The following is a 24,676-nucleotide window of genomic DNA, read 5'->3' on the forward strand; positions in this document are numbered from 1 at the left end:
AAATGGTAATGCCAGGCGACAACATCCAAATGACTGTAGAGCTAATCGCTCCAATCGCAATGGATGAAGGTCTACGTTTCGCAATCCGCGAAGGTGGCCGTACAGTAGGCGCTGGTGTTGTAGCTAAAATCGTTGAATAATATTTGACGAAGTAACACCAAAAAGGGCATCATTTGATGCCCTTTTTATGCACTGCATATAATTGTTGTTGTTTTCTTGAACAAGAAAGCAACAAAGCAGGAATTTTTTGGTTGAGAATTTGCTCTGAGCCAATAAAAGCGTGCATCAAGTGATTATACTTGGTGCTTTATGGATTTGCCCTGCAACAGCGGGGTTGTTGTCGTCTATAGTAAGACTTGTGACAGGTTGGTTTTATGAAAGCAAATAATGCTGAAACTCCTGATAGCTCAAGTGCCGCAGATACATTTAAGTGGATCGTCGCTTTTGTTCTGCTAGCTGCCGCTGTTGTGGGAAACGCACTTTTGGGTGGAAGTGGTCCAAATTCAGACTTTACGTATTATAACCTAAACGTGGTTGCCCGTGCTGCTGGTGCAGTAGTACTGGTTGTAGCTGCGCTGGGTGTGTTAGCTACTACTGTTAAAGGTAAAGCTGCGATCACGTTCGCTCGCGAAGCACGTATGGAAGTTCGTAAAGTGGTTTGGCCTACTCGCCAAGAAACAACGCAAACGACTTTTATCGTTTTGGCTGTAAGTATTGTAATGGCTCTAGCACTATGGGGCATTGACGGACTGATGGTTCGTTTAGTGGCATTAGTGACTGGGGTATAGAGGGTTCTTATTCATGAGTGAAGCTCCAAAAAAACGCTGGTACGTGGTTCAAGCCTTTTCTGGATTTGAAGGTCGTGTGGCTCAATCTCTGCGTGAGCATATTAAAATGCACGGCATGGAAGAGCTGTTCGGTGAAGTATTAGTTCCTACTGAAGAAGTCGTTGAAATGCGTGCAGGTCAACGTCGTAAGTCAGAACGTAAATTCTTCCCTGGCTACGTATTGGTACAGATGATCATGAACGATGAATCATGGCACCTAGTACGCAGTGTGCCACGTGTCATGGGCTTCATTGGTGGTACCTCTGATCGTCCGGCACCTATCACCGATAAGGAAGCCGATGCGATTCTGAACCGTCTTGAGAAAGCAAATGAAGCACCGCGTCCTAAAACGATGTTTGAGGCGGGTGAAGTGGTTCGTGTTAACGAAGGACCATTTGCTGACTTTAACGGTACAGTCGAAGAAGTGGATTACGAGAAGAGCCGCGTTAAAGTGTCTGTATCGATCTTTGGTCGTGCGACACCGGTTGAACTCGAATTTGGTCAGGTTGAAAAACTCGACTAATACTCTCCCGTAAAGAGTATAAAAAATCACCTTTTTAGGGTTGTATAAGGCGTGAATTATGACTATAATTTCGCGCCTTTTTGCTTCTATTGAAGTGAAAAGTTCTTATGTAAAAGCGGGGAGCTTATCGGCTGATAAGCGTCTGAACCCATAAATTAGGATATATCATGGCTAAGAAAGTTGAAGCTTATATCAAGCTGCAAGTTGCAGCGGGTATGGCAAACCCAAGTCCACCAGTTGGTCCTGCTCTAGGTCAACACGGTGTTAACATCATGGAATTCTGTAAAGCGTTCAACGCAAAAACAGAATCTCTAGAGAAAGGTCTACCGACTCCAGTTGTTATCACTGTATACAGCGACCGTTCTTTCACGTTCATCACTAAGACTCCACCTGCAGCCGTTCTTCTTAAGAAAGCAGCAGGCGTTAAGTCTGGTTCTGGTCGTCCAAACACTGAAAAAGTGGGTACTGTGACTGACGCGCAAATCCAAGAAATCGCAGAAACTAAAGCTGCGGATATGACTGGTGCTGACATCGAAGCGATGAAACGTTCTATCGCAGGTACTGCTCGTTCAATGGGCCTAGTGGTAGAGGGTTAAGATCATGGCAAAACTAACTAAGCGCATGCGCACTATCCGCGAAAAAGTGGAAGTGACTAAAGAATACGAAATTAACGAAGCTGTTGCTCTTCTTAAAGAACTTGCAACTGCAAAATTCGTTGAGTCTGTGGACGTTGCTGTAAATCTAGGTATCGACGCTCGTAAATCTGACCAAAACGTACGTGGTGCAACTGTACTACCACACGGTACTGGTCGTGAAATCCGCGTTGCTGTATTCACTCAAGGTGCAAACGCTGAAGCTGCGAAAGAAGCTGGCGCTGACCTAGTGGGTATGGAAGATCTAGCTGAGCAAGTTAAGAAAGGCGTAATGGACTTTGACGTTGTTGTTGCTTCTCCAGATGCAATGCGCGTTGTCGGTCAATTAGGTACTATTCTTGGTCCTCGTGGTCTTATGCCAAACCCTAAAGTTGGTACTGTAACTCCTAACGTTGCTGAAGCAGTTAAGAACGCTAAAGCGGGTCAGGTTCGTTACCGTAACGACAAGAACGGCATCGTTCACACTACAATTGGTAAAGTTTCTTTCGAAACTGACCAATTGAAAGAGAATCTAGAAGCTCTTCTTATTGCAATCAAGAAAGCAAAACCATCTTCAGCGAAAGGTACTTTCCTGAAGAAAGTTAGCATCTCTACAACTATGGGTGCTGGCGTTGCAGTGGATCAGGCTACTCTGAACACTCAAGCTTAATTTGTTTGCCTAGGCGCGAAATTTATGTATAATTTCGCGCCTAATATTTGTGGTTGGGGCTGAACTTTGATGAGCAAATTCGTTTGCTGATGATGACCCAGTCTCCGTCCAAGACCGTAGGTGTTATTCAATTTTGATTAACTTAATTGTCCTACGTAGATGGTGCCCGAACCTGACAGAAAGATTTCATTTTTTATATTAAAGAATGGGTTTCCTTTCTTCTGGGACGCACCTCAATAGCTCTCACTGTTGTGATAATAGTGAGTGGTGTATCGACAACCAGGAGTAAATCCAAGATGGCTTTAAATCTTCAAGACAAAAAAGCAATTGTTGCTGAAGTCAACGAAGCAGCCAGTGGTGCACTTTCTGCAGTTGTAGCTGACTCTCGTGGCGTTGAAGTAAGCGCAATGACAGCTCTACGTAAACAAGCGCGTGAAGCGGGCGTTTACATGCGAGTTGTGCGTAATACTCTAGCACGCCGTGCGGTTCAAGGTACTGACTACGAGTGTCTAACTGACACTTTCACTGGTCCTACTTTGATTGCGTTCTCTAATGAGCACCCAGGTGCTGCAGCGCGTCTTTTCAAAGACTTCGCTAAAGAGAACGACACATTCGAGGTTAAAGCTGCTGCATTTGAAGGCGCAGTTACTGACGCTAACGTACTAGCGACACTACCAACTTACGACGAAGCAATTGCACGCCTAATGATGTGCATGAAAGAAGCTTCTGCTGGCAAGCTGGTACGTACTATCGCTGCTGTCCGCGATCAAAAACAAGAAGCTGCTTAATAAAGCTTGCTTTTTACTGGTTGCAAAATAAAATTATTGTTGACTTAAAAGAGAATTGTTATGTCTATTACTAACGAGCAAATCCTAGACGCAGTTGCAGAAATGTCTGTAATGCAAGTTGTTGAACTTATCGAAGCGATGGAAGAAAAATTCGGCGTTTCTGCTGCTGCTGCTGTTGTAGCTGGCGGCGCTGCTGGCGGCGAAGCTGCTGCTGAGCAAACTGAGTTTGACGTAGTTCTTACTGCTGCTGGCGGTAACAAAGTTGCTGTTATCAAAGCAGTACGTGGCGCAACTGGCCTAGGTCTTAAAGAAGCTAAAGCTCTAGTTGACGGCGCTCCAGCACCTCTTAAAGAAGGTATTGAGAAAGCAGAAGCTGAAGCTCTTAAAGCTCAACTAGAAGAAGCTGGTGCATCTGTTGAGATCAAGTAATTTATACTTAATCTCTTAGCCTAACGGCTAATGGCTGGTGGTTTATTGACCACCGGCCTTTTTGCGCTGTAGGGTATAGGCGATTTTTCCCGCTGTTTAAGCGCCTTTATCCAGCAAAAAACATTTCGTTTCTACACAATGAAGTGTCACTACATAAAAACAGTTGTTAGTCACTGTCTCATAAAGAATGAGAGACAGTTTGGGTCACTTATCAGCGAGCTGAGGAACCCCATGGTTTACTCTTATACCGAGAAAAAGCGCATCCGTAAGGACTTTGGTACTCGTCCACAAGTGTTGGACATTCCATACCTGCTATCGATCCAGCTCGATTCGTTCGACAAGTTCATCGAACAGGATCCTGAAGGGCAATATGGTCTTGAGGCTGCTTTCCGTTCTGTATTTCCAATTCAGAGCTACAACGGCAACTCTGAGCTGCAATACGTTAGCTACCGTCTTGGTGAGCCAGTTTTTGACGTTAAAGAATGTCAAATTCGCGGTGTAACTTATTCAAAACCACTACGCGTAAAACTACGCTTGGTTATTTTTGATAAAGACGCGCCAGCAGGTACTGTAAAAGACATTAAAGAACAAGAAGTCTACATGGGTGAAATTCCACTCATGACAGACAATGGTACCTTCGTAATTAATGGTACCGAGAGGGTTATCGTATCCCAGCTGCACAGAAGCCCTGGCGTATTCTTCGACAGCGATAAGGGTAAGACCCACTCATCAGGTAAAGTACTGTATAACGCGCGTATTATTCCTTACCGTGGTTCATGGTTAGATTTCGAATTTGACCCTAAAGACAACTTATACGTACGTATTGACCGTCGTCGTAAACTGCCAGCGTCAATCATCATGCGCGCACTTGGTAAGTCTACCGAAGAAATTTTGGATACTTTCTTCGAAAAAGTGAACTTCCAAGTTAAAGACCAAACTCTATTGATGGAGTTGGTACCTGAGCGTCTACGTGGTGAAACGGCAACGTTTGATATTGAAGCAGACGGTAAAGTTTACGTTGAGCAAGGTCGTCGTGTGACTGCGCGTCACATTCGCCAACTTGAAAAAGACAGCGTTGAACATATCGAAGTACCTGTTGAGTACATCGTAGGTAAAGTTTCTTCTAAAGATTATATCAACGAAGCAACTGGCGAAGTTATCATTGCTGCGAACCAGGAGATCACGTTAGAAGCTCTAGCGAACTTGTCTCAAGCGGGTCATAAAGCACTGCAAACGTTGTTCACTAACGACCTTGACCATGGTCCGTTTATCTCGGAAACGGTGCGTATTGATAGCACTGTTGACCGCATTTCTGCGCTAGTTGAAATCTATCGCATGATGCGCCCTGGCGAGCCGCCAACGAAAGAAGCGGCTGAAGCGCTGTTTGAAAGCTTGTTCTTCTCTGAAGAGCGTTACGATCTATCGACTGTTGGCCGTATGAAGTTCAACAGCTCTATCGGTCGTGAAGATGCACAAGATCAAGGTACGCTAGACGAAACCGACATCATCGAAGTGATGAAGAAGCTTATCGCGATTCGTAACGGTAAAGGTGAGGTTGATGATATCGACCACCTAGGTAACCGTCGTATCCGTAGCGTTGGTGAAATGGCCGAGAACCAATTCCGTGTTGGTCTGGTTCGTGTTGAGCGTGCTGTGAAAGAGCGCCTAAGCCTTGGTGATCTTGATGCGATCATGCCTCAAGACTTGATCAATGCTAAGCCGATTTCAGCGGCTGTTAAAGAATTCTTTGGTTCTTCTCAGCTTTCACAATTTATGGACCAAAACAACCCGCTTTCAGAAGTCACGCACAAACGTCGTATTTCTGCATTGGGTCCTGGCGGTCTAACTCGTGAACGTGCTGGTTTCGAAGTACGTGACGTACACGTAACTCACTACGGTCGTCTATGTCCTATCGAAACGCCGGAAGGTCCAAACATCGGTTTGATTAACTCACTATCAGCGTTTGCTCGTTGTAATGAGTTTGGTTTCCTAGAAACCCCATACCGTCGCGTTGTCGATAACGTGGTGACTGACGAAGTAGATTACCTATCTGCTATCGAAGAAGGCCAATTTGTTATCGCGCAGGCGAACACAAAATTAAACGAAGACGGCACATTTGCAGACGAGCTGATCACCGCACGTCAAAAAGGTGAATCCGGTCTTCACCCACGTGACCATGTTAACTATATGGACGTTGCAACGAACCAAGTTGTATCTATCGCGGCATCGCTTATCCCGTTCCTAGAACACGATGATGCGAACCGTGCCTTGATGGGTGCGAACATGCAACGTCAGGCAGTACCGACTCTGAAAGCAGAGAAACCACTTGTTGGTACCGGTATTGAACGCAATATCGCCGTTGACTCTGGTGTTACTGCAGTTGCTAAACGTGGTGGTGTGATTCAGTCTGTTGACGCATCACGTATCGTCGTGAAGGTCAATGATGATGAATTGATTCCTGGTGAAGCGGGTATCGATATCTACAATCTGACTAAATACACACGTTCGAACCAAAACACTTGTATTAACCAACGTCCTTGTGTGATGCCTGGTGAACTAGTGTTGCGTGGTGATGTTCTTGCAGATGGTCCTTCAACTGACCTTGGTGAGTTGGCGCTTGGCCAAAACATGCGTATCGCATTCATGCCTTGGAACGGTTACAACTTCGAGGACTCGATCCTTGTTTCTGAACGTGTTGTTCAAGAAGACCGTTTCACGACTATCCACATTCAAGAGCTTTCTTGTGTGGCGCGTGATACTAAGCTTGGCGCAGAAGAGATCACAGCGGATATTCCAAACGTAGGTGAATCGGCTCTGTCTAAATTGGACGAGTCAGGTATCGTTTACATTGGTGCTGAAGTTAAGGGTGGCGACATCCTAGTTGGTAAAGTAACACCAAAAGGTGAAACTCAGCTAACGCCAGAAGAGAAGCTACTACGTGCGATCTTCGGTGAAAAAGCATCGGATGTGAAAGACACTTCACTGCGTGTACCAAATTCAGTTTCAGGTACCATCATCGACGTTCAAGTCTTTACTCGCGATGGCGTAGAGAAAGACAAGCGTGCGCTTGAAATCGAGCAAATGCAGCTTAAAGAAGCGAAGAAAGATTTGACCGAAGAATTCCAGATTCTGGAAGGTGGTCTACTGGCTCGCGTTAAGTCTGTTCTGCTTGAAGGTGGATATTCTGAAGCGAAGCTTGACAGCATCGACCGTAAGAAGTGGCTTGAGCTAACGCTTGAAGATGATGCACTTCAATCTCAGCTAGAACAACTAGCAGAGCAAAACGATGAGCTAAAAGCGGAATTCGATAAGAAATTTGAAACCAAGCGTCGTAAGATCACTCAAGGTGATGATCTTGCACCAGGCGTACTGAAGATCGTTAAAGTTTACTTAGCGGTTAAACGTCGCATTCAACCTGGTGATAAGATGGCGGGTCGTCACGGTAACAAGGGTGTTATCTCTAAGATTAACCCTGTTGAAGACATGCCTTATGATGAAAAAGGTCAACCTGTTGATATCGTGCTAAACCCACTGGGTGTACCGTCGCGTATGAACATCGGTCAGATCCTAGAAGTTCACTTAGGTCTGGCAGCGAAAGGTATCGGTGACAAGATCAACCAAATGGTCAAAGAGCAGCAAGAGTTAGCGAAGTTCCGTGACTTCTTGCAACAAGTGTACAATCTTGGTGATACACGTCAGAAGATCGATGTGGCAAGCCTAACGGATGACGAAGTTCGTACACTGATCTCTAACCTACGTGGTGGTCTGCCAGTCGCAACGCCTGTCTTTGACGGTGCGACTGAACCAGAAATCAAGAACCTACTGAAATTGGCAGACTTGCCAGAATCAGGTCAGTTAACCTTGTTTGATGGTCGTACTGGTGATGCATTTGAGCGTCCGGTTACCGTTGGTTACATGTACATGCTCAAACTGAACCACTTGGTTGATGATAAGATGCACGCGCGTTCAACCGGCTCTTACAGCTTGGTTACTCAACAACCGCTTGGTGGTAAAGCTCAGTTTGGTGGTCAGCGCTTCGGTGAGATGGAAGTATGGGCACTGGAAGCATACGGTGCGGCTTACACTCTACAAGAAATGCTAACCGTTAAGTCTGATGACGTTAACGGCCGTACGAAGATGTATAAGAACATCGTCGACGGAAACCATTCGATGGAACCTGGTATGCCAGAATCGTTCAACGTATTGTTGAAAGAGATTCGCTCGCTAGGTATCAACATCGAGCTAGAAGACGAAGAGTAATCCCCACGGGATTATCTGGTAGAAAGGTGCTCACTGTTGCGGTGGGCTCCTTTTTAACTCCTTACAGGAGCTGATTGTGAAAGACTTATTAAACTTTCTAAAAGCACAGCATAAGACCGAAGAATTTGATGCAATCAAAATCGGTCTATCTTCACCAGACATGATCCGTTCATGGTCTTTTGGTGAAGTTAAAAAACCTGAAACGATCAACTATCGTACGTTCAAGCCTGAGCGCGATGGTCTTTTCTGTGCGCGTATTTTTGGTCCAGTAAAAGATTACGAATGTCTTTGTGGTAAATACAAGCGCCTGAAACACCGTGGTGTTATCTGTGAGAAGTGTGGCGTTGAAGTCACGCAAACTAAAGTTCGCCGTGACCGTATGGGCCACATCGAGCTAGCTTCTCCTGTTGCTCACATCTGGTTCCTCAAATCACTGCCGTCTCGTATCGGTTTGTTGATGGATATCCCACTGCGTGATATCGAACGCGTACTTTACTTTGAAATGTACGTCGTGACTGAGCCAGGTATGACTGATCTTGAAAAAGGTCAGATGCTAACTGAAGAAGAATACCTAGATCGTCTAGAAGAATGGGGTGATGAATTCACTGCTAAGATGGGTGCTGAAGCCATCAAAGATCTTCTAGCGGCAATGGATCTTCAGGCTGAAGCTGAGCAAATGCGTGAAGAATTAGAGTCAACAAACTCTGAAACGAAACGTAAGAAGATCACGAAACGTCTTAAGTTAGTTGAAGCATTTGTGGCGTCTGGTAACAATCCAGAATGGATGATCCTAACCGTTCTTCCTGTTCTTCCGCCAGATCTACGTCCTCTAGTACCACTAGATGGCGGTCGTTTTGCGACTTCTGATTTGAACGATCTATACCGTCGTGTGATCAACCGTAACAACCGTTTGAAACGTCTTCTAGAGCTAGCGGCTCCGGACATCATCGTACGTAACGAAAAGCGTATGCTGCAAGAGTCTGTTGATGCGCTTCTTGATAACGGTCGTCGTGGTCGTGCGATCACAGGTTCTAACAAACGTCCTCTGAAATCTCTTGCTGATATGATCAAGGGTAAACAAGGTCGTTTCCGCCAGAACCTACTTGGTAAACGTGTAGACTACTCAGGCCGTTCTGTAATCACAGTAGGTCCATACCTTCGTCTACACCAGTGTGGTCTTCCTAAGAAGATGGCACTTGAGCTATTTAAACCATTTATCTACAGCAAGCTAGAAACTCGTGGTCTTGCGACTACGATCAAAGCGGCTAAGAAAATGGTAGAGCGCGAAGAAGCGGTTGTATGGGATATTCTGGATGAAGTTATCCGTGAACACCCAGTGCTACTTAACCGTGCACCAACACTTCACCGTCTTGGTATTCAGGCGTTTGAACCTGTACTTATCGAAGGTAAAGCGATTCAGCTACACCCACTAGTGTGTGCGGCATATAACGCGGACTTCGATGGTGACCAAATGGCGGTACACGTGCCTCTAACGCTAGAAGCACAGCTAGAAGCTCGTACGCTGATGATGTCGACAAACAACATTCTGTCGCCAGCGTCAGGTGATCCGATCATCGTACCTTCTCAGGACGTTGTATTGGGTCTTTACTACATGACACGTGAAAAGATCAACGTGAAAGGTGAAGGCATGTACCTTGCTGGCCCAGAAGAGGCTGAGAAGGCATACCGCACCAAGACGGCTGAATTGCACGCTCGTGTAAAAGTTCGTATTACTGAAACCGTTGTTGACGAAGATGGTAACAGCACAACAGAGACCAAAATGGTAGACACTACCGTTGGTCGTGCAATGTTGTGGCAAATCGTACCGAAAGGTCTGCCATTTAGCATCGTTAACCAAAAGCTAGGTAAGAAACAGATTTCTAACCTGCTTAACGAGGCGTACCGTAAACTTGGTCTGAAAGATACCGTTATCTTTGCTGACCAAATCATGTACACCGGTTTCGCTTACGCAGCACTTTCTGGTGTTTCTGTTGGTATCGACGATATGGTTGTACCAGCCGCGAAATACACTGAAATCTCGGAAGCAGAAGAAGAAGTTCGCGAAATCCAAGAGCAGTACCAATCTGGTCTGGTGACTGCGGGTGAGCGCTACAACAAAGTGATCGATATTTGGGCATCAACCAATGATCGCGTAGCGAAAGCGATGATGGAAAACCTATCATCTGAAACCGTGGTTAACCGTGATGGTGAAGAAGAACAGCAAGAGTCGTTTAACAGCATCTACATGATGGCTGACTCGGGCGCTCGTGGTTCTGCTGCACAGATTCGTCAGCTAGCAGGTATGCGTGGTCTGATGGCGCGTCCAGATGGTTCAATCATCGAAACGCCAATCACTGCGAACTTTAAAGAAGGTCTAAACGTACTTCAGTACTTTATCTCAACCCACGGTGCACGTAAGGGTCTTGCGGATACAGCACTGAAAACAGCAAACTCGGGTTACCTAACTCGTCGTCTGGTTGACGTTGCTCAAGACGTTGTGGTTACTGAGCACGATTGTGGTACACACGAAGGTGTGGACATGATGCCGCACATTGAAGGTGGTGATGTTAAAGTTCCACTGACAGAGTTGGCACTAGGTCGTGTAGTTGCTGAAGATATTCTTAAGCCAGGTACTGATGATGTTCTGATTCCACGTAACACTCTGATTGATGAGAAGTGGTGTCAGATCATGGAAGAGAACTCGGTTGATAAGATCAAAGTTCGCTCTGTTGTAACCTGTGATTCTGACTTCGGTTGTTGTTCACAATGTTACGGTCGTGACCTTGCTCGTGGTCACTTGGTTAACCAAGGTGAATCTGTGGGTGTTATCGCCGCACAATCTATCGGTGAACCAGGTACACAGCTAACCATGCGTACGTTCCACATCGGTGGTGCGGCATCGACAGCGGCGGCTGAGAACAGTGTTCAAGTTAAGAACAATGGTTCAATGAAGCTGCACAATGCGAAATTCGTAACCAACAAAGACGGCAAGCTGGTCATTACATCACGTGCTGCTGAGTTGACGATTATCGATGAATTTGGTCGTACCAAAGAGAAACACAAATTACCTTACGGCTCTTTGTTGAGCAAAGGTGATGGCGATACGGTTGAAGCGGGTCAAACCGTTGTAAACTGGGAAGCGCACACGATGCCAATCATCACTGAAGTGGCAGGTCGTATCCAATTTGTAGATATGATTGATGGTGTGACTGTATCTCGTCAAACTGATGATCTAACGGGTCTTTCTTCAAGCGAAGTAACAGAACCTGCTGCCCGTCCATCTGCCGGTAAAGATATGCGTCCAGCTATCAAACTGATTGATGAGCAAGGTAACGATGTAATGATTCCTGGTACTGAAATGCCAGCGCATTACTTCCTACCGGGTAAAGCGATCGTCAACATCGAAGATGGCGCAGAAGTTGGTGTGGGTGATACGCTTGCTCGTATTCCTCAGAAATCAGGCGGAAACCGAGACATCACCGGTGGTCTTCCACGCGTTGCTGACTTGTTTGAAGCTCGTAAGCCAAAAGAGCCTGCAATCCTTGCTGAACACACAGGTGCTGTGAGCTTCGGTAAAGAGACGAAAGGTAAACGTCGTTTAATTATCACTCGTGAAAACGGTGAGAATTACGAAGAGATGATTCCGAAACACCGTCAGCTTAACGTGTTTGAAGGTGAGAAGGTTGAGCGTGGTGATGTTATCGCCGACGGTCCTGAGTCTCCACACGATATCTTGCGTCTACGTGGTATCCACGCAGTGACTCAATACATCGCGAATGAAGTTCAAGAAGTATACCGTCTACAAGGTGTTAAGATTAACGATAAGCACATTGAAACGATCGTTCGTCAAATGCTGCGTAAGTGTATCATTACTCATGCTGGTGACTCTGAATTCTTGGCTGGTGAGCAAGTTGAATACTCACAAGTTAAGATTGCTAACCGTGAACTAGAAGCGGAAGGTAAAGAGCCAGCACGCTTTGAGCGTGAGCTGCTTGGTATCACTAAGGCGTCTCTAGCAACCGAATCCTTTATCTCAGCAGCGTCGTTCCAAGAAACGACTCGCGTACTGACAGAGGCGGCGGTATCAGGTAAGCGTGATGATCTACGCGGCCTGAAAGAGAACGTTATTGTGGGTCGCTTGATTCCAGCAGGTACTGGTTTCGCGTATCACCAAGAGCGTCAAAACCAACGTAACAAAGAGCAAGAAGGTCCATCTGCTGAACAAGCAACGGATAACCTAGCGGCTCTATTGAACGCAGGTTTCTCTACCGAAGAGTAATTCACTAACGTGAATATGAAAAAGGCACCCTAGGGTGCCTTTTTGCTTTTCTAATTCACATATAAAATAGTCAGTGATAAGAGGCTATTTGATCCAACATGCCCAATGAAGGTTTTAAGCGCCGGGTGGAATTGCTAAGCTATCCGCAATTTGCTGTATCAGTTCGTCTTCTTCTTCAAAACGAACTTCTAGAATTTCTCCAATGAGCGAAAGATCGCTATTGAACTCTTCCAAGTCGTCGTCTTCCGGCACATTTTCATATTTATCGGTAAAACTGAGTAATGGATCAGTAGTGAGTACGATTTTGCCATAGGTTTGGTTGATTTCGTCGGTCGCTTCAAATCCTGTTGAGCGCCATTTGTCCATCACCATATTATAAATTTTGAAGTGGCCTTCAGAGATGTAGTCAACGAGGTGTTCGCAGAAATAGCCGATTTCGGTGACTTTAGGTAAACGAGGTATAGAGTGCTTATTATTACACGGTTTGCCAGAGGCTAATTTGCAGTATTCTACGAGCAGCGCTTGGCGTTTATCGAGCCAGTGATCGATGACTTCACTCGAGCCACCCCACTGTTCTTGTGTTCTTTTAAATTTATTTAGCATGATCATGCCCTCATGATCGGATCACATCTCCGGTGATCAGAAAGCTTTGTCATTAAAGCGAAATATAGAGATACAAACTCTTGTCCTTACTAGAATTTATAGTCATAAAAATCATAAACTACAAACTCTGGCGTGAATTTAGATTGCCAGTAAAATGGGTGAACTTCAAGCGACGAGGATCTGGAATGTTAAACAACAAACACCTTAACCATCAGACGCTAAGTTACTGGTGTGTTGTGTCAGGAAGTACAATTTGGTTAGAAGATGGTGTTATACCGTATGGGAGTTCAGAGAGCTTTCAACTGCCGTTAGAGCATGCTGTACAGATTGGGGTGCATAAAGGGGTGCCTGTACTTTGGGTCGATGAATCACTTACCTCTGATTCAGCGTTGACTCCGCGGAATATGGTATCGCTACGTGACTGCCTTGAATTCACTGAGCAAGAGTTTCTGCTTTTAAGCCGAGCGGTGCAATTTGGTCATATGATTCAAAGTGAACGTTTTTGCCCTCAATGCGGTGGGCGCAATCATCTTAACCATAATCAATTGGCAATGCAGTGTAACGACTGCCGAACGCTACATTATCCGAGGATTTTTCCTTGCATCATTGTAGCAGTGCGTAAACAAGGACAAATTCTGTTGGCTCAGCATCCACGGCATAAAACTGGTATGTATACCGTTATTGCTGGCTTCGTCGAGATTGGAGAAACACTCGAGCAATGTGTCGCTCGTGAAGTTATGGAAGAAACCGGCATTACAGTGACCAACATTCGTTACTTTGGTAGCCAGCCCTGGGCGTTTCCATCCAGTATGATGATGGCTTATTTGGCGGATTATGAGAGTGGAACGGTGAAGCCTGATTACACTGAGCTCAGTGATGCTCGCTGGTATTCTCCGGATGAATTACCAGAATTAGCACCGAAGGGGACCATCGCGAGAGAACTTATCGAACATACGGTGGCACAGATTCGTGCAGAAACGGAAAATTAAAAAAAACCCTCCGAGAGGGAGGGGGTAAGTAAGATGTCGTTATGAGATCCTGAGTAGTGACTACTCAGTGTTTGTAATTGTAATTTTCGCTAGCGATCAAATTTTTAACACCGTTACCGACTGGTTGCAAATGACGCATTGATTTAAAAGTTAATAACATGATCCAGATTGCAAACGGCTCGCTTTTTGCGATCAAAACGATGTTAGGATACAGTCCAGACAAAGACGTAAAAAAGAGTTGAGAATCGTAATGAGTGAATTAAAAAATGACCGTTATCTTCGTGCACTGCTAAAGCAGCCTGTCGATTGCACGCCAGTATGGATGATGCGTCAAGCGGGACGTTATCTACCTGAATATCGTGAGACTCGCGCTCAAGCAGGGGATTTTATGTCTCTATGCCGTAATGCTGAACTCGCATCAGAGGTGACTCTTCAGCCATTACGTCGCTTTCCTTTAGATGCTGCGATTCTATTTTCCGATATCCTGACCATTCCTGATGCTATGGGGTTAGGTTTGTATTTTGAAGCAGGAGAAGGCCCAAAGTTTCAACGTCCTATTACCTGCAAAGCTGATGTCGATAAGATTGGTTTACCTGACCCTGAAGGTGAGTTGCAATATGTGATGAATGCGGTGCGCCAAATTCGTAAAGATTTGCAAGGTGAAGTACCACTGATTGGTTTCTCTGGCAGCCCTTGGACTCTCGCAACCTACATGGTTGAGGGGGGAAGTTCCAAGGCGTTCACTAAAATCAAAAAGATGATGTACGCCGAGCCGCAAACACTGCATGCACTGCTTGATAAATTGTCGGATAGCGTCATTGAATATCTCAATGCCCAGATTAAAGCCGGAGCCCAGTCAGTGATGGTTTTTGATACTTGGGGTGGTGTTCTTACACCTCGTGATTACAACTTATTCTCCCTACAGTACATGCATAAAATCGTCGATGGGTTAATTCGTGAGAATGACGGACGCCGCGTTCCTGTTACGCTGTTTACTAAGAATGGCGGTATGTGGCTAGAAAAAATTGCCGCGACAGGTTGCGATGGGGTGGGGTTAGATTGGACGATCAACATCGCTGAGGCTAAAGCCCGTATTGGTGATAAGGTTGCACTGCAAGGGAACATGGACCCATCAATGCTCTATGCGTCACCAGAGCGTATTCGCGAAGAAGTTGCGAGTATTTTAGAGGGTTACGGGCACGACAATACTGGCCATGTATTTAACTTGGGTCATGGTATTCATCTCGATGTGCCGCCGGAAAATGCGGGTGTTTTTGTTGATGCGGTACACCAACTCTCTAAGCCATATCACAAATAATGCATTTTTGACCCAAAAGGCGCTTTCATCTGAGAGCGCCTTTTGTTATTCACAGGGTCCACATTATACTTTTGTTATTCAATAAATAGGCTTGGCTACTAAATGAAAACGCGCGATAAAATCGTTTCCGCTGCATTGGAGCTTTTTAATCAAAAAGGCGAACGAAATATCACCACCAACCATATAGCGGCTCATATCGAAATTAGCCCTGGGAACCTTTACTACCACTTTCGAAACAAGCAAGAAATTGTCCGTGAGATTTTTGCGCTCTATTCTGGTGAGTTATTAGAGCGGTTTACTCCGATACACGAACAAAGTGAAAGCTTGGTTTTACTTAAGCATTATCTCGATTCTATTTTTACTTTGATGTGGAAATATCGCTTCTTTTACGCCAATTTACCGGAAATTCTTCAGCGTGATGAACGGTTGCATGAAGAATACATTCAAGTCCAAGATAAGTTGCAGGGCAATTTGAAAAATATCATGCGCGAATTCGTTCGCCTAGAACTCCTTGAACTTGAAGATGATGAGATGCTAAGCCTTACGACGACCTTGCATATGATGGCATCGAGTTGGTTAGGCTATCAATCCGCTATGTCGTTAAAAACGGATATCACTGAAGAGGTCATTCATCGCGGCATGTTACAAATGATTTCGGTACTTAAACCGAAAGCGACTGAACAAGGCGTGGATCAACTTGACCTGTTAGCCGATGGTGTAAAAGCGATTCACGCTTAGATATAACCAAACCTCATTTCCTACCAAGCAGACTTATCAGTAAAGTGAAGTCTGCTTTTTTCTTTTAAGGTCAAACCGTAATGCATTATGACGTGTTTAATGGCGATGCTGATGGCATCATTGCGCTTCTTCAGCTGCGTCTTAAGTCTCCCAAAAATACCAAGCTTATTACTGGTGTTAAACGAGATATTCAGTTACTCAAGCAAGTTGAGGCGACGGCTCAAGACAGTGTGACGGTTTTGGATATATCCATGGCTAAGAACGCTGACGCGTTGCGTAATGTTCTTGAGTCTGGCGCATCGGTGTTTTACGCCGATCATCATCAAGCGGGAGAGATTCCTCAACATGCGCAGCTTGAAGCCCATATCGATCTCGATGCGAATGCATGTACGGCGCTGATTATCGACCGTTACCTGCATGGAGAATATCATTTATGGGCAATTACGGCGGCGTATGGGGATAACATGATCGCCCGTGCTGACCAACTGGCAATGCAGGCTGGCTTAACCGAAATACAATGTGAGCAGCTCAAAGCGTTAGGAACACTGATTAATTACAACGGATATGGTGAACAACTGGATGACCTTCACTATCATCCTGCAGAGCTGTATCAAGCGCTTTTAGGCTACGCCTCACCGTTTGATGTCATCAAGGACCCAAACTCCCCTTACTCCACGCTTAAACAAGCGTACGAAGACGATTTGAATCAAGCGCTCGCATGTCAGCCATATTTCCAAAATGCGGCGCTGAGCGTTTTCTGTTTACCGAATAGTAAAGCGTCACGACGAATTAGCGGCGTGTATGGGAATTTACTGGCCAACCAACATCATGAGAGCGCACATGCGGTGGTTACTGATAATGCCGATGATACTTATACAGTGTCATTGCGTGCACCGTTGGCGAACAAGCAAGGTGCTGGCACACTGTGTAGCGAGTTTACGACGGGGGGCGGACGAGAAGCCGCGGCGGGCATTAATGCTTTGCCTAAGTCGCAGTTAGATGAGTTTATTCAGCGCGTAGCCAACTACTACGCTTAGTTATAACTACTACGCTTAGTTTATCTAGCGACGAAGCCAAGATGTTGGGTTTTGGGTTACGCTGTTTCGGCGAATTTCAAAATACAGTGAGGCTTGGCTTTGTCCACCGGTATTGCCTGCGCGCGCAATCGTGTCACCGGCTTTGACCTTATCACCCTCTTTTTTGAGTAGGCTTTGGTTAAACCCATACAACGTCATATCCCCCTTACCATGGTCAAGCAGAACCACTAAACCATATCCGCGCAGGTAATCGGCAAATACCACTCGGCCAGAATAGACGGCTTTGACGGCTTCACCGTAGTTCGCATCGATAACCAGACCTTTCCAATTTAGTTGGCCGGTTTGAGCTGAACCATAACGATGTAAAATGCGTCCTTCTACTGGCCATGGCAGTTTTCCTTTATGGCGAGCTAGGCCATCCATAGGGACATTATTACGCTTGGCGGCTTTGGCAATTTCTGCTTTGAGACGAGTTTCGTTGCGACGTAGTTCGGAGAGGTAAACTTGATCACCAGAAATGCTTTTCTTAATTTTGCTGACGGTGCTTTGCCGCTCAGATTGTCCCTTGGCTAATTGATCACGCTTACGAGTTTGCTTTTCCAACAGCGCAGTCGTTTGCTGCTTCTGTAAATCAAGTTGGCGGCGATTGTCATCCAACTTGGTGACTGTCTGTTCCAACTCTTTGATAACGTTGGCTCGCTGTTTTGCAAGGTATTGAAAGTACTGGCTGATACGATCCGCTTCTGCATCGTTATTGAGAAGGTTTGAGGTGGCTTTGGCTCGTTTGGTTATATAATAGGTTTTGAGTAGTTCTTCGAGTTGTTTGCTTTGCTGGGTTTGTTGCTGTTCGAGTTCGGTTACGTTGGCTTCGAGTTGCTTGATATTGTCTTCCGTCTTAGCTAATGCACTACGAGTTTGACGAATCTCTTTTTCGACATTACTGATTCCAAGCTCTTGTTGCTTGAGTTGTTTTTGTAGGCTATCAAGCTGCTGTTTTTGTTGGCTTAAGGATTTTTGTTGGCGACTGATTTCACCAGAGACGCCTTTGAGCTCAGCTTGCGAAGCGGCACCACTATTCATGCTAAAGAATGACATTGAACAAACCGCGGTCAATAACAGAGTGGAGAGACGGTTGGTGTGTCGAAAAGAGACCGAAGTGGCTGTCATTCCTTGCTTTTCCTTAGTATTGCTGGGCATTCAGTATACCCAAAGATTTTTATAAGAAGAAAGAGGAATGTAAAAACTTAGCTGTGACCTTGGTTTGAGAAACAAAAAGCCCAGCGAGAATGCTGGGCTTTTTCTACTGTGTCAGAGCCTTATTTTACCAGGACTTGACCAGTCATTTCTTGTGGAATGTCCAAACCTGACAGTGACAACATCGTTGGTGCCAAATCAGAGAGTTTACCTCCAGACACAAGTTCAACGTCTTTACTGCCTACATAAACTAATGGTACAGGCAAGTTAGTATGTGCCGTGTGAGTGCCACCAGTCTCTGGGTCTACCATCATTTCAGCATTACCGTGGTCAGCGGTGATCAGTAATTGACCGTCCACTTCTTCGATGGCTTCAATGACGCGACCTAAACATTGATCCAATGCCTCAATTGCTTTTTCTGCTGCTTCGTAAACCCCTGTGTGGCCAACCATGTCAGCGTTCGGGTAGTTACAAATGATGGTGTCGTAGTTACCTGATTTGATCGCAGCAACCAGTTTATCGGTCAGCTCGGTAGAGCTCATCTCAGGTTGAAGATCATAGGTCGCGACTTTTGGTGATGCCACCAGTTGACGTTCTTCACCATCAAACTCGTTTTCAACGCCGCCATTAAAGAAGAAAGTAACGTGCGCGTATTTTTCTGTTTCTGAAATACGGAGCTGAGTTTGACCTTTCTTCGATAGCCATTCACCGTATGTGTTTTCTAGCGAGGCTGGTGGGAAAGCGGTTGTTAGAGGAATATCCGCTGCATATTGAGTCAGCATAACGAAGTTGACAGCAGGGAATACTTCACGCTCAAATCCATCAAAGTCAGGTACAAAAGTACGAGTGATTTGACGAGCACGGTCCGCACGGTAGTTCATAAAGATAACCGCATCGCCATCTTGCATCGCCGCATCTTCTTGGCCGTCAGCTTTGATGACAGTGGCTTTAACAAACTCATCGTTCTCTTCTCGACCATAAGCGGCTTCAAGGCCTGCTACAGCAGAATCAAAGGTGTATTCGCCTTTTGCTTGAGTCAATAAGTCATAGGCAAATTGAACGCGATCCCAGTTGTTATCACGGTCCATAGCGTAGTAGCGACCAACCAATGATGCGATGCGACCTTTACCGAGTTTCGCAAATAGCGCATCAAAACGTTTTAATGAATTTTCTGCACTGCGTGGTGGTGTATCACGACCATCAAGGAAGCAGTGTAGGTAGATCTTTTCAGCGCCACGTGCTGCCGCCATTTCTACTGCTGCGTAGATATGATCTTCGTGAGAGTGAACACCACCTGGAGACATCAAGCCCATGATATGAACGGCTTTGTTCTCCGCAACGGCTTTATCAATAGCGTCAACTAGAGCTGGAGTTGATGCGAACTCTCCATCCGCGATGGATTTGGTGATACGGGTAAGATCTTGATAAACAACACGACCTGCACCGATGTTGGTGTGGCCAACTTCTGAGTTACCCATCTGACCATCAGGTAGACCCACATCCAACCCAGAGGCTGAGATAAGGGTGTTAGGGCGGCTGCTTAATAGGCTATCCATAACCGGAGTTTTAGCGTTAGCAATGGCATTGCTTGCGGAATCTTCTCGGTGACCGTAGCCGTCAAGAATCACTAGAGCGATTGGCTTCTTAGCAGACATAGTTATGACCTCGTCAAATATTAGTAACTGTGGGTCTTGATGACCTCAATACAAAACTAGCGTAACTTTACTACACTTTTTAACCAAAACTGTAGGTTAAGATCAAATATTGTTTGTGATGGCGTGTTGCTCTCTTTCAATTTTGACCGTTTTTCGTATCGACCTCATCTCGCCACAATGCATTTCTGTTGAGTCTATTTTCAGCGAACTTGTAACAAATTGAAAGATGAAAATGACTATCATGCTCATAGATAGCAGTTATTAGACACCTTTAAGCTATCTTGGTGCCTTCATCGATTATTGCACTAAAATTCCAGTCCCAATGACTGCGACAACCGCGCCAATCCATGCAAAACGGTTCGGGCGTTGTTTCGTGTAAATCCATAATATCGGCAGTAGCATAATGGGTGTCGTCGAAGAGAGTAAGGCGACCATTCCCACATTTCCTTCACGTAAAGCGTAAAGAATGAGCGTCATGCCCAAAGCCATGGCTAAAAACGCGTTGACGGCAGTAATAATAAAAATGCGAGAAGTCATCGCTTTACGTGCCTTCGCGACTTTTGCGCCGAACAACCACAGCACAGAGTGAGCGATGAAGGCAGAAATCATACGAATGGCAGAAGCGGCCACGGGGTCGATATCGGTCTGCATCACGGGTTTCGCAATAATTCCGCCCATGGCCTGACACAGCGCAGCAAGAATTCCTAACCCAATGCCCAGCCAAATATTCCCCTTAATGTCATCCAGACTCGGTGTCGTTTGTTTGCGTCGCCCAAAAAAGATCGCTGTCAAAACACCAGTAAATACCAATGCGGAACCAAGTAGTTCCATATTGGTCATGGTTTCACTAAACAGGAAATAACCAATCACAGCAGAAAAGACGGCGTGACAAGAGAAAAGTAACCCAGATTGACGAGGCCCCATTCGGTTTAAACACGCAAAGAGCGCAGTGTCGCCAATAAAAATACCAACCAGACCAGAGAGCATCATTGCCGATAGCGTCGTCCATTCAAGGCTCCACCATCCGCCAGTGAATAAGGCCATACATGAGAGCATGAGCGATGTACAACCCATACGCCAGCGGCTATAGGCAAAGGTCCCAAGGTGCTGAGCGGGAATAACGGACATTAGGCCTGCAATAGCCCAAAGAAATGCTGCTGCCAAAGCGAGCCATTCGTAGCCCATAAATTACCTATCAATATGCGGTGAAAATAGGCGAATAATATGCCCGAGTTTTTATCAAAAACAAACTGTTAAACTAATGAGCTGGTAAATTTATTAGCAATAAAAAAGCCTCAGTTTCCTGAGGCTTAGAGAAGTGAATGCAGCACTTTAATTATTGTTTATGGGCGTAAGCGCTGCCCATCACGGTTGGGACTTCATGAAGCATTGAATCATCAAAGCGGATACGATCCTTAGCAAACAGGTTGATAACGGTTGAGCCTAGTTTAAAGCGCCCCATTTCCTCACCTTTTTTCAGCACGACAGATTTATCACCTTGCGCGGGATAATCCCAGCGATAAACCGTGTTTCCACGTGGTGGAGTGACGGTGCCCGCCCAAACGAGTTCAATACTACCCACGATCGTTGCGCCGACGAGGACTTGAGCCATAGGGCCAAACTCGGTATCGAAGATGCACACGACGCGTTCATTGCGCGCAAACAGGTTTGGTACATTCTCGGCCGTTAATGGATTAACCGAAAATAGATCACCCGGCACGTAAATCATTTGACGCAAGGTTCCATCACAAGGCATGTGCACACGGTGATAGTCACGTGGAGACAAGTAAAGCGTCGCAAACGCCCCTTGATCGAACTCTTGAGCAAGCGCTTCATCGCCACCCAATAGTTCTAACGCTGAATAGCGGTGCCCCTTTGCCTGAATAAGTTGGCCATCATCAATAGGGCCAAATTGGCTCACACATGCGTCTGCAGGATGGGTGATGACTTCGTCACCGTCTGCAATAGGACGAACACCGGGTTTTAGTTCTCGGACAAAAAATTGGTTAAAACTTTTGTAGTGCGTAGGGTCTGGATGTAACGCTTCATCCATATTGACCTTGTAGTGTTTAATAAACCAACGAATGACCGCGGTGGTCAGACTGCCAGCTTTGGCTGAAGCTAATTTGCCCATCACACGGGTCAAGCCGTGTTGTGGTATCCAGTACTGGAGTCTAACTTTCAATTTATCCATAGGATGTGATTCCAATTTCAATCAAAGTTCAATGTCATTTAGGGCGTGCGATACTAATCAAATCATAAATGAAAGTCAGCATTCATATACTTAAATCGCTAACTTGGTTACAAGTCAGCTTTCTTGCTACGTGAGAACTGACGATTCGCCTTGTTCTCCGACATACTTTCGATAATGCGATGATAATTTTGATAACGAAGCTCGCTAATTTCCCCTTTTTCAACCGCTTCACGAAGAATACAACCGGGATCATCTGAGTGTTTACAGTCACGGAACTTACATCCACCGAGATACGGTCGAAACTCCACAAACGCTTGGGTGATTTCTTCCGCTTCCAAATGCCATAGACCGAATTCGCGGACTCCGGGCGAATCGATGAGGTCGCCCCCTGATGGGATGTGATATAAACGCGCCGCCGTCGTGGTGTGTTGACCAAGCCCAGAGGTTTCAGAAACATCCCCTTCTTCTACATCAAGGCCAGGCATTAATGCATTGACGAGACTCGATTTTCCTACCCCTGACTGGCCGACGAAGATATTGACACGCCCACCGAGTTCGGCTTCAAGAGCAGCGATACCTTCGCCGGACTCTTTACTGACCAGTAGCACCTTGTATCCGATTTTTTGGTATTCATTGAGCCATTGTTGGTATTGTTCGCGTTGCTGAACGTCAAGTAAATCGACTTTGTTAAGAACCAACAGAGGCGCAATTTTCAGAGTTTCAGAGGCAATTAAATAGCGATCGATGATATTGAGTGATAGCTCAGGCAACACCGAAGAGACGATGACCATTTGATCGACATTGGCTGCTACTGGTTTTAGGCCATCGTAATAGTCAGGGCGAGTTAGGATAGAGCGACGAGGCTCGACCGCTTCGACGACACCTGAAATGCCATCCATGGTTTCTGCGCCAGCACGCCACATAACGAGATCGCCAGAGACCAAGCTCTCAACCCCTCGGCGTAAGTTACAACGATGAACCTCTTTGGTCTGCAGGTCTTCGATATCAGCATGTTGACCAAAGCGCGTAATCACCAAACCACTCTTTTGCGGGCCTAACGAGTTTTCGTCCCATTGGTCATTTTTTTCTTGCTTGAGTTTTCGATGTTGATTATTTCGAACTCGTCTAACTTGACTCTTGGTTAGCTTTTTCTTCTTTGCCACAACACTCTACTTTCTGTTTTCTGCTGTCAGTCCAATAAAAGCGTGGAACGCTTTATTGGCCAAAACTATCTTGGGTATTTGAATTTGGGTATAGTACCTTTTTTACGACTAAACAAATAGGCAATGATGTATGTCCTTTAGCGATCAAAACTTAATTTGGATCGATTTGGAAATGACAGGGCTCGATCCTGAAACGCATAAAATCATCGAAATCGCCACGATTGTTACTGATGCACAGCTAAATATCTTGGCAGAAGGCCCTGTATTAGCGATTCATCAAAATGAATCTGAGTTACAAAAGATGGATGATTGGTGCACGACAACCCACACCAACAGTGGTCTAGTGGACCGTGTAAAAGCAAGTACGGTTGATGAGCAGCAAGCGATTGAACAAACCATTGAGTTTTTGCAACAATGGGTACCTGCTGGTGTTTCGCCGATTTGTGGAAACAGTATTGGCCAAGACCGCCGTTTTCTCTACAAACATATGCCCAAGCTTGAAAGCTATTTCCATTACCGCTACATCGATGTGAGCACCTTAAAAGAGTTGACGCGCCGTTGGAAACCAGAAGTGCTTGATGGCTTCAGTAAAAAAGGCAGCCACCTCGCGCTAGACGATATCCGTGAGTCTATTGCGGAGTTGCAGTATTACCGTCAAACCGTTTTTACTATCTAAGCACAGGGCTGCGTTATCAGGATGAAAACTAACCAAAAGCTAAAATTTTGCTGGGTTTTTCATCAGTTAAGAAAAAAAAACAGATTTTTTTCAATAAGGACTTGCATCACAAAAAAATGCTCTTATAATTCGCAGCCCTAAACGACGGAAACGTTGTAAGGCGACACTAGCTCAGTTGGTAGAGCGCAACCTTGCCAAGGTTGAGGTCACGAGTTCGAACCTCGTGTGTCGCTCCAAATTTCCTTCTTCGGAAGGTTCAAGCGCTCATCATGCTTTGAATGATGATACGGACGCGGGGTGGAGCAGCCTGGTAGCTCGTCGGGCTCATAACCCGAAGGTCGTCGGTTCAAATCCGGCCCCCGCAACCAAATTTAATTATAAGAATGCAGTTTCTTGTAATACGCGACACTAGCTCAGTTGGTAGAGCGCAACCTTGCCAAGGTTGAGGTCACGAGTTCGAACCTCGTGTGTCGCTCCAATTTCCTTCTTTGGAAGGTACAGCGTCACCGCTCATTAGAGCGCAACCTTGCTAAGGTTGGGGTCACGCCTCTTTACGAAGAGAACGGAAACCTCGTGTGTCGCTCCAAATTACCTTTTTCGAAAGGTTCAAGCGCTCATCATGCTTTGAATGATGATACGGACGCGGGGTGGAGCAGCCTGGTAGCTCGTCGGGCTCATAACCCGAAGGTCGTCGGTTCAAA

At 45.6% G+C, this 24,676-nt stretch carries 20 protein-coding genes and 4 tRNA genes (1 of these 24 cut by a window edge); 18 read left to right on the plus strand and 6 right to left on the minus strand.

The genetic code is table 11. The features are described 5' to 3' along the window. The 9 genes from ACFFUV_RS22165 to rpoC all read left to right on the plus strand — a co-directional run. A partial coding sequence (locus tag ACFFUV_RS22165) for an EF-Tu C-terminal domain-related protein (protein WP_446697921.1) occupies positions 1–140 on the plus strand: 140 nt, incomplete at its 5' end. 234 nt (positions 141–374) lie between these two features. Beyond that, positions 375–788, plus strand: a complete 414-nt coding sequence (secE, locus tag ACFFUV_RS22170; RefSeq protein WP_390197683.1) for a preprotein translocase subunit SecE — start codon at positions 375–377, stop codon at positions 786–788. A 13-nt stretch (positions 789–801) separates the two neighbouring features. Beyond that, positions 802–1,350, plus strand: a complete 549-nt coding sequence (gene nusG / locus ACFFUV_RS22175) for a transcription termination/antitermination protein NusG (RefSeq protein WP_390197686.1) — start codon at positions 802–804, stop codon at positions 1,348–1,350. A gap of 167 nt (positions 1,351–1,517) precedes the next feature. Further along, positions 1,518–1,946: a 50S ribosomal protein L11 gene (gene rplK / locus ACFFUV_RS22180; RefSeq protein ID WP_334555692.1), complete on the plus strand. Its 429-nt coding sequence runs from the start codon at positions 1,518–1,520 to the stop codon at positions 1,944–1,946. 4 nt (positions 1,947–1,950) lie between these two features. Next, positions 1,951–2,652, plus strand: coding sequence for a 50S ribosomal protein L1 (gene rplA, locus ACFFUV_RS22185; RefSeq protein WP_390197690.1), 702 nt, complete (start codon positions 1,951–1,953; stop codon positions 2,650–2,652). Between the two features lie 296 nt (positions 2,653–2,948). Next, a complete protein-coding gene (rplJ, locus tag ACFFUV_RS22190; RefSeq protein ID WP_390197693.1) occupies positions 2,949–3,440 on the plus strand; it encodes a 50S ribosomal protein L10 in 492 nt (163 codons plus the stop codon). 60 nt (positions 3,441–3,500) lie between these two features. Next, positions 3,501–3,869, plus strand: a complete 369-nt coding sequence (gene rplL, locus ACFFUV_RS22195; RefSeq protein ID WP_390197696.1) for a 50S ribosomal protein L7/L12 — start codon at positions 3,501–3,503, stop codon at positions 3,867–3,869. Positions 3,870–4,100: 231 nt separating this feature from the next. Next, positions 4,101–8,129 carry a DNA-directed RNA polymerase subunit beta gene (gene rpoB, locus ACFFUV_RS22200; protein WP_390197700.1) on the plus strand — a complete coding sequence of 1,343 codons (4,029 nt, stop codon included), beginning with the start codon at positions 4,101–4,103 and terminating at the stop codon, positions 8,127–8,129. A 76-nt stretch (positions 8,130–8,205) separates the two neighbouring features. Next, the gene (gene rpoC / locus ACFFUV_RS22205; protein ID WP_390197702.1) at positions 8,206–12,408 is read left to right on the plus strand and encodes a DNA-directed RNA polymerase subunit beta'; all 4,203 of its coding nucleotides are present in this window, start codon (positions 8,206–8,208) and stop codon (positions 12,406–12,408) included. Positions 12,409–12,522: 114 nt separating this feature from the next. Here rpoC and rsd read toward each other — a convergent pair whose 3' ends face one another. Next, positions 12,523–13,017: a sigma D regulator gene (rsd, locus tag ACFFUV_RS22210; protein ID WP_390197705.1), complete on the minus strand. Its 495-nt coding sequence runs from the start codon at positions 13,015–13,017 to the stop codon at positions 12,523–12,525. Positions 13,018–13,196: 179 nt separating this feature from the next. Here rsd and nudC point away from each other — a divergent pair, with 179 nt between their 5' ends. From nudC to ACFFUV_RS22230, 4 genes are all read left to right on the plus strand, one after another. Then, on the plus strand, positions 13,197–14,000 hold the full coding sequence (gene nudC, locus ACFFUV_RS22215; RefSeq protein WP_390197708.1) for an NAD(+) diphosphatase: 804 nt from the start codon (positions 13,197–13,199) through the stop codon (positions 13,998–14,000). A gap of 250 nt (positions 14,001–14,250) precedes the next feature. Beyond that, positions 14,251–15,318: a uroporphyrinogen decarboxylase gene (gene hemE, locus ACFFUV_RS22220; RefSeq protein ID WP_390197712.1), complete on the plus strand. Its 1,068-nt coding sequence runs from the start codon at positions 14,251–14,253 to the stop codon at positions 15,316–15,318. A gap of 102 nt (positions 15,319–15,420) precedes the next feature. Then, a complete protein-coding gene (locus ACFFUV_RS22225) occupies positions 15,421–16,056 on the plus strand; it encodes a TetR/AcrR family transcriptional regulator (protein ID WP_390197716.1) in 636 nt (211 codons plus the stop codon). Between the two features lie 80 nt (positions 16,057–16,136). After that, positions 16,137–17,093 (plus strand): DHH family phosphoesterase, encoded by a 957-nt coding sequence (locus tag ACFFUV_RS22230; protein WP_390197718.1) that lies wholly within the window; start codon positions 16,137–16,139, stop codon positions 17,091–17,093. 24 nt (positions 17,094–17,117) lie between these two features. Here the strand turns inward: ACFFUV_RS22230 and ACFFUV_RS22235 are convergent, their stop codons facing one another. The 5 genes from ACFFUV_RS22235 to rsgA form a co-directional block, all read right to left on the minus strand. Continuing rightward, positions 17,118–18,260 carry a murein hydrolase activator EnvC family protein gene (locus tag ACFFUV_RS22235; protein WP_390197721.1) on the minus strand — a complete coding sequence of 381 codons (1,143 nt, stop codon included), beginning with the start codon at positions 18,258–18,260 and terminating at the stop codon, positions 17,118–17,120. Positions 18,261–18,409: 149 nt separating this feature from the next. Then, a complete protein-coding gene (gene gpmM / locus ACFFUV_RS22240) occupies positions 18,410–19,942 on the minus strand; it encodes a 2,3-bisphosphoglycerate-independent phosphoglycerate mutase (protein WP_390197724.1) in 1,533 nt (510 codons plus the stop codon). 297 nt (positions 19,943–20,239) lie between these two features. Beyond that, a complete protein-coding gene (locus tag ACFFUV_RS22245; protein ID WP_390197727.1) occupies positions 20,240–21,127 on the minus strand; it encodes a DMT family transporter in 888 nt (295 codons plus the stop codon). A 151-nt stretch (positions 21,128–21,278) separates the two neighbouring features. Then, positions 21,279–22,136, minus strand: coding sequence for an archaetidylserine decarboxylase (asd, locus tag ACFFUV_RS22250; protein ID WP_390197730.1), 858 nt, complete (start codon positions 22,134–22,136; stop codon positions 21,279–21,281). Between the two features lie 107 nt (positions 22,137–22,243). Beyond that, positions 22,244–23,299, minus strand: a complete 1,056-nt coding sequence (rsgA, locus tag ACFFUV_RS22255) for a small ribosomal subunit biogenesis GTPase RsgA (protein ID WP_390197734.1) — start codon at positions 23,297–23,299, stop codon at positions 22,244–22,246. A 130-nt stretch (positions 23,300–23,429) separates the two neighbouring features. Between rsgA and orn the strand changes: the two genes are divergently transcribed. The 5 genes from orn to ACFFUV_RS22280 form a co-directional block, all read left to right on the plus strand. Further along, positions 23,430–23,975, plus strand: a complete 546-nt coding sequence (gene orn, locus ACFFUV_RS22260; protein ID WP_390197737.1) for an oligoribonuclease — start codon at positions 23,430–23,432, stop codon at positions 23,973–23,975. Between the two features lie 160 nt (positions 23,976–24,135). Continuing rightward, a tRNA-Gly gene (locus ACFFUV_RS22265) sits at positions 24,136–24,211 on the plus strand. A 55-nt stretch (positions 24,212–24,266) separates the two neighbouring features. After that, positions 24,267–24,343, plus strand: a tRNA-Met gene (locus ACFFUV_RS22270). A 34-nt stretch (positions 24,344–24,377) separates the two neighbouring features. Beyond that, positions 24,378–24,453 (plus strand) — tRNA-Gly (locus ACFFUV_RS22275). Between the two features lie 163 nt (positions 24,454–24,616). Further along, positions 24,617–24,676 (plus strand) — tRNA-Met (locus tag ACFFUV_RS22280) (it continues 117 nt past the right edge of the window).

It is taken from the genome of Vibrio olivae (genome assembly GCF_042428525.1).
In the GTDB taxonomy this organism is placed as follows: Bacteria; Pseudomonadota; Gammaproteobacteria; order Enterobacterales; family Vibrionaceae; genus Vibrio; species Vibrio olivae.

Coding starts and splice junctions, on each gene's coding strand:
- rplK (WP_334555692.1), top strand. CDS start 1,518: ATGGCTAAGAAAGTTGAAGCTTATATCAAGCTGCAAGTTGCAGCGGGT.
- secE (WP_390197683.1), top strand. CDS start 375: ATGAAAGCAAATAATGCTGAAACTCCTGATAGCTCAAGTGCCGCAGAT.
- rsd (WP_390197705.1), bottom strand. CDS start 13,017: ATGATCATGCTAAATAAATTTAAAAGAACACAAGAACAGTGGGGTGGC.
- ACFFUV_RS22225 (WP_390197716.1), top strand. CDS start 15,421: ATGAAAACGCGCGATAAAATCGTTTCCGCTGCATTGGAGCTTTTTAAT.
- hemE (WP_390197712.1), top strand. CDS start 14,251: ATGAGTGAATTAAAAAATGACCGTTATCTTCGTGCACTGCTAAAGCAG.
- orn (WP_390197737.1), top strand. CDS start 23,430: ATGTCCTTTAGCGATCAAAACTTAATTTGGATCGATTTGGAAATGACA.
- asd (WP_390197730.1), bottom strand. CDS start 22,136: ATGGATAAATTGAAAGTTAGACTCCAGTACTGGATACCACAACACGGC.
- gpmM (WP_390197724.1), bottom strand. CDS start 19,942: ATGTCTGCTAAGAAGCCAATCGCTCTAGTGATTCTTGACGGCTACGGT.
- ACFFUV_RS22245 (WP_390197727.1), bottom strand. CDS start 21,127: ATGGGCTACGAATGGCTCGCTTTGGCAGCAGCATTTCTTTGGGCTATT.
- nusG (WP_390197686.1), top strand. CDS start 802: ATGAGTGAAGCTCCAAAAAAACGCTGGTACGTGGTTCAAGCCTTTTCT.
- ACFFUV_RS22230 (WP_390197718.1), top strand. CDS start 16,137: ATGCATTATGACGTGTTTAATGGCGATGCTGATGGCATCATTGCGCTT.
- rplA (WP_390197690.1), top strand. CDS start 1,951: ATGGCAAAACTAACTAAGCGCATGCGCACTATCCGCGAAAAAGTGGAA.
- ACFFUV_RS22235 (WP_390197721.1), bottom strand. CDS start 18,260: ATGACAGCCACTTCGGTCTCTTTTCGACACACCAACCGTCTCTCCACT.
- rplL (WP_390197696.1), top strand. CDS start 3,501: ATGTCTATTACTAACGAGCAAATCCTAGACGCAGTTGCAGAAATGTCT.
- rpoB (WP_390197700.1), top strand. CDS start 4,101: ATGGTTTACTCTTATACCGAGAAAAAGCGCATCCGTAAGGACTTTGGT.
- nudC (WP_390197708.1), top strand. CDS start 13,197: ATGTTAAACAACAAACACCTTAACCATCAGACGCTAAGTTACTGGTGT.
- rplJ (WP_390197693.1), top strand. CDS start 2,949: ATGGCTTTAAATCTTCAAGACAAAAAAGCAATTGTTGCTGAAGTCAAC.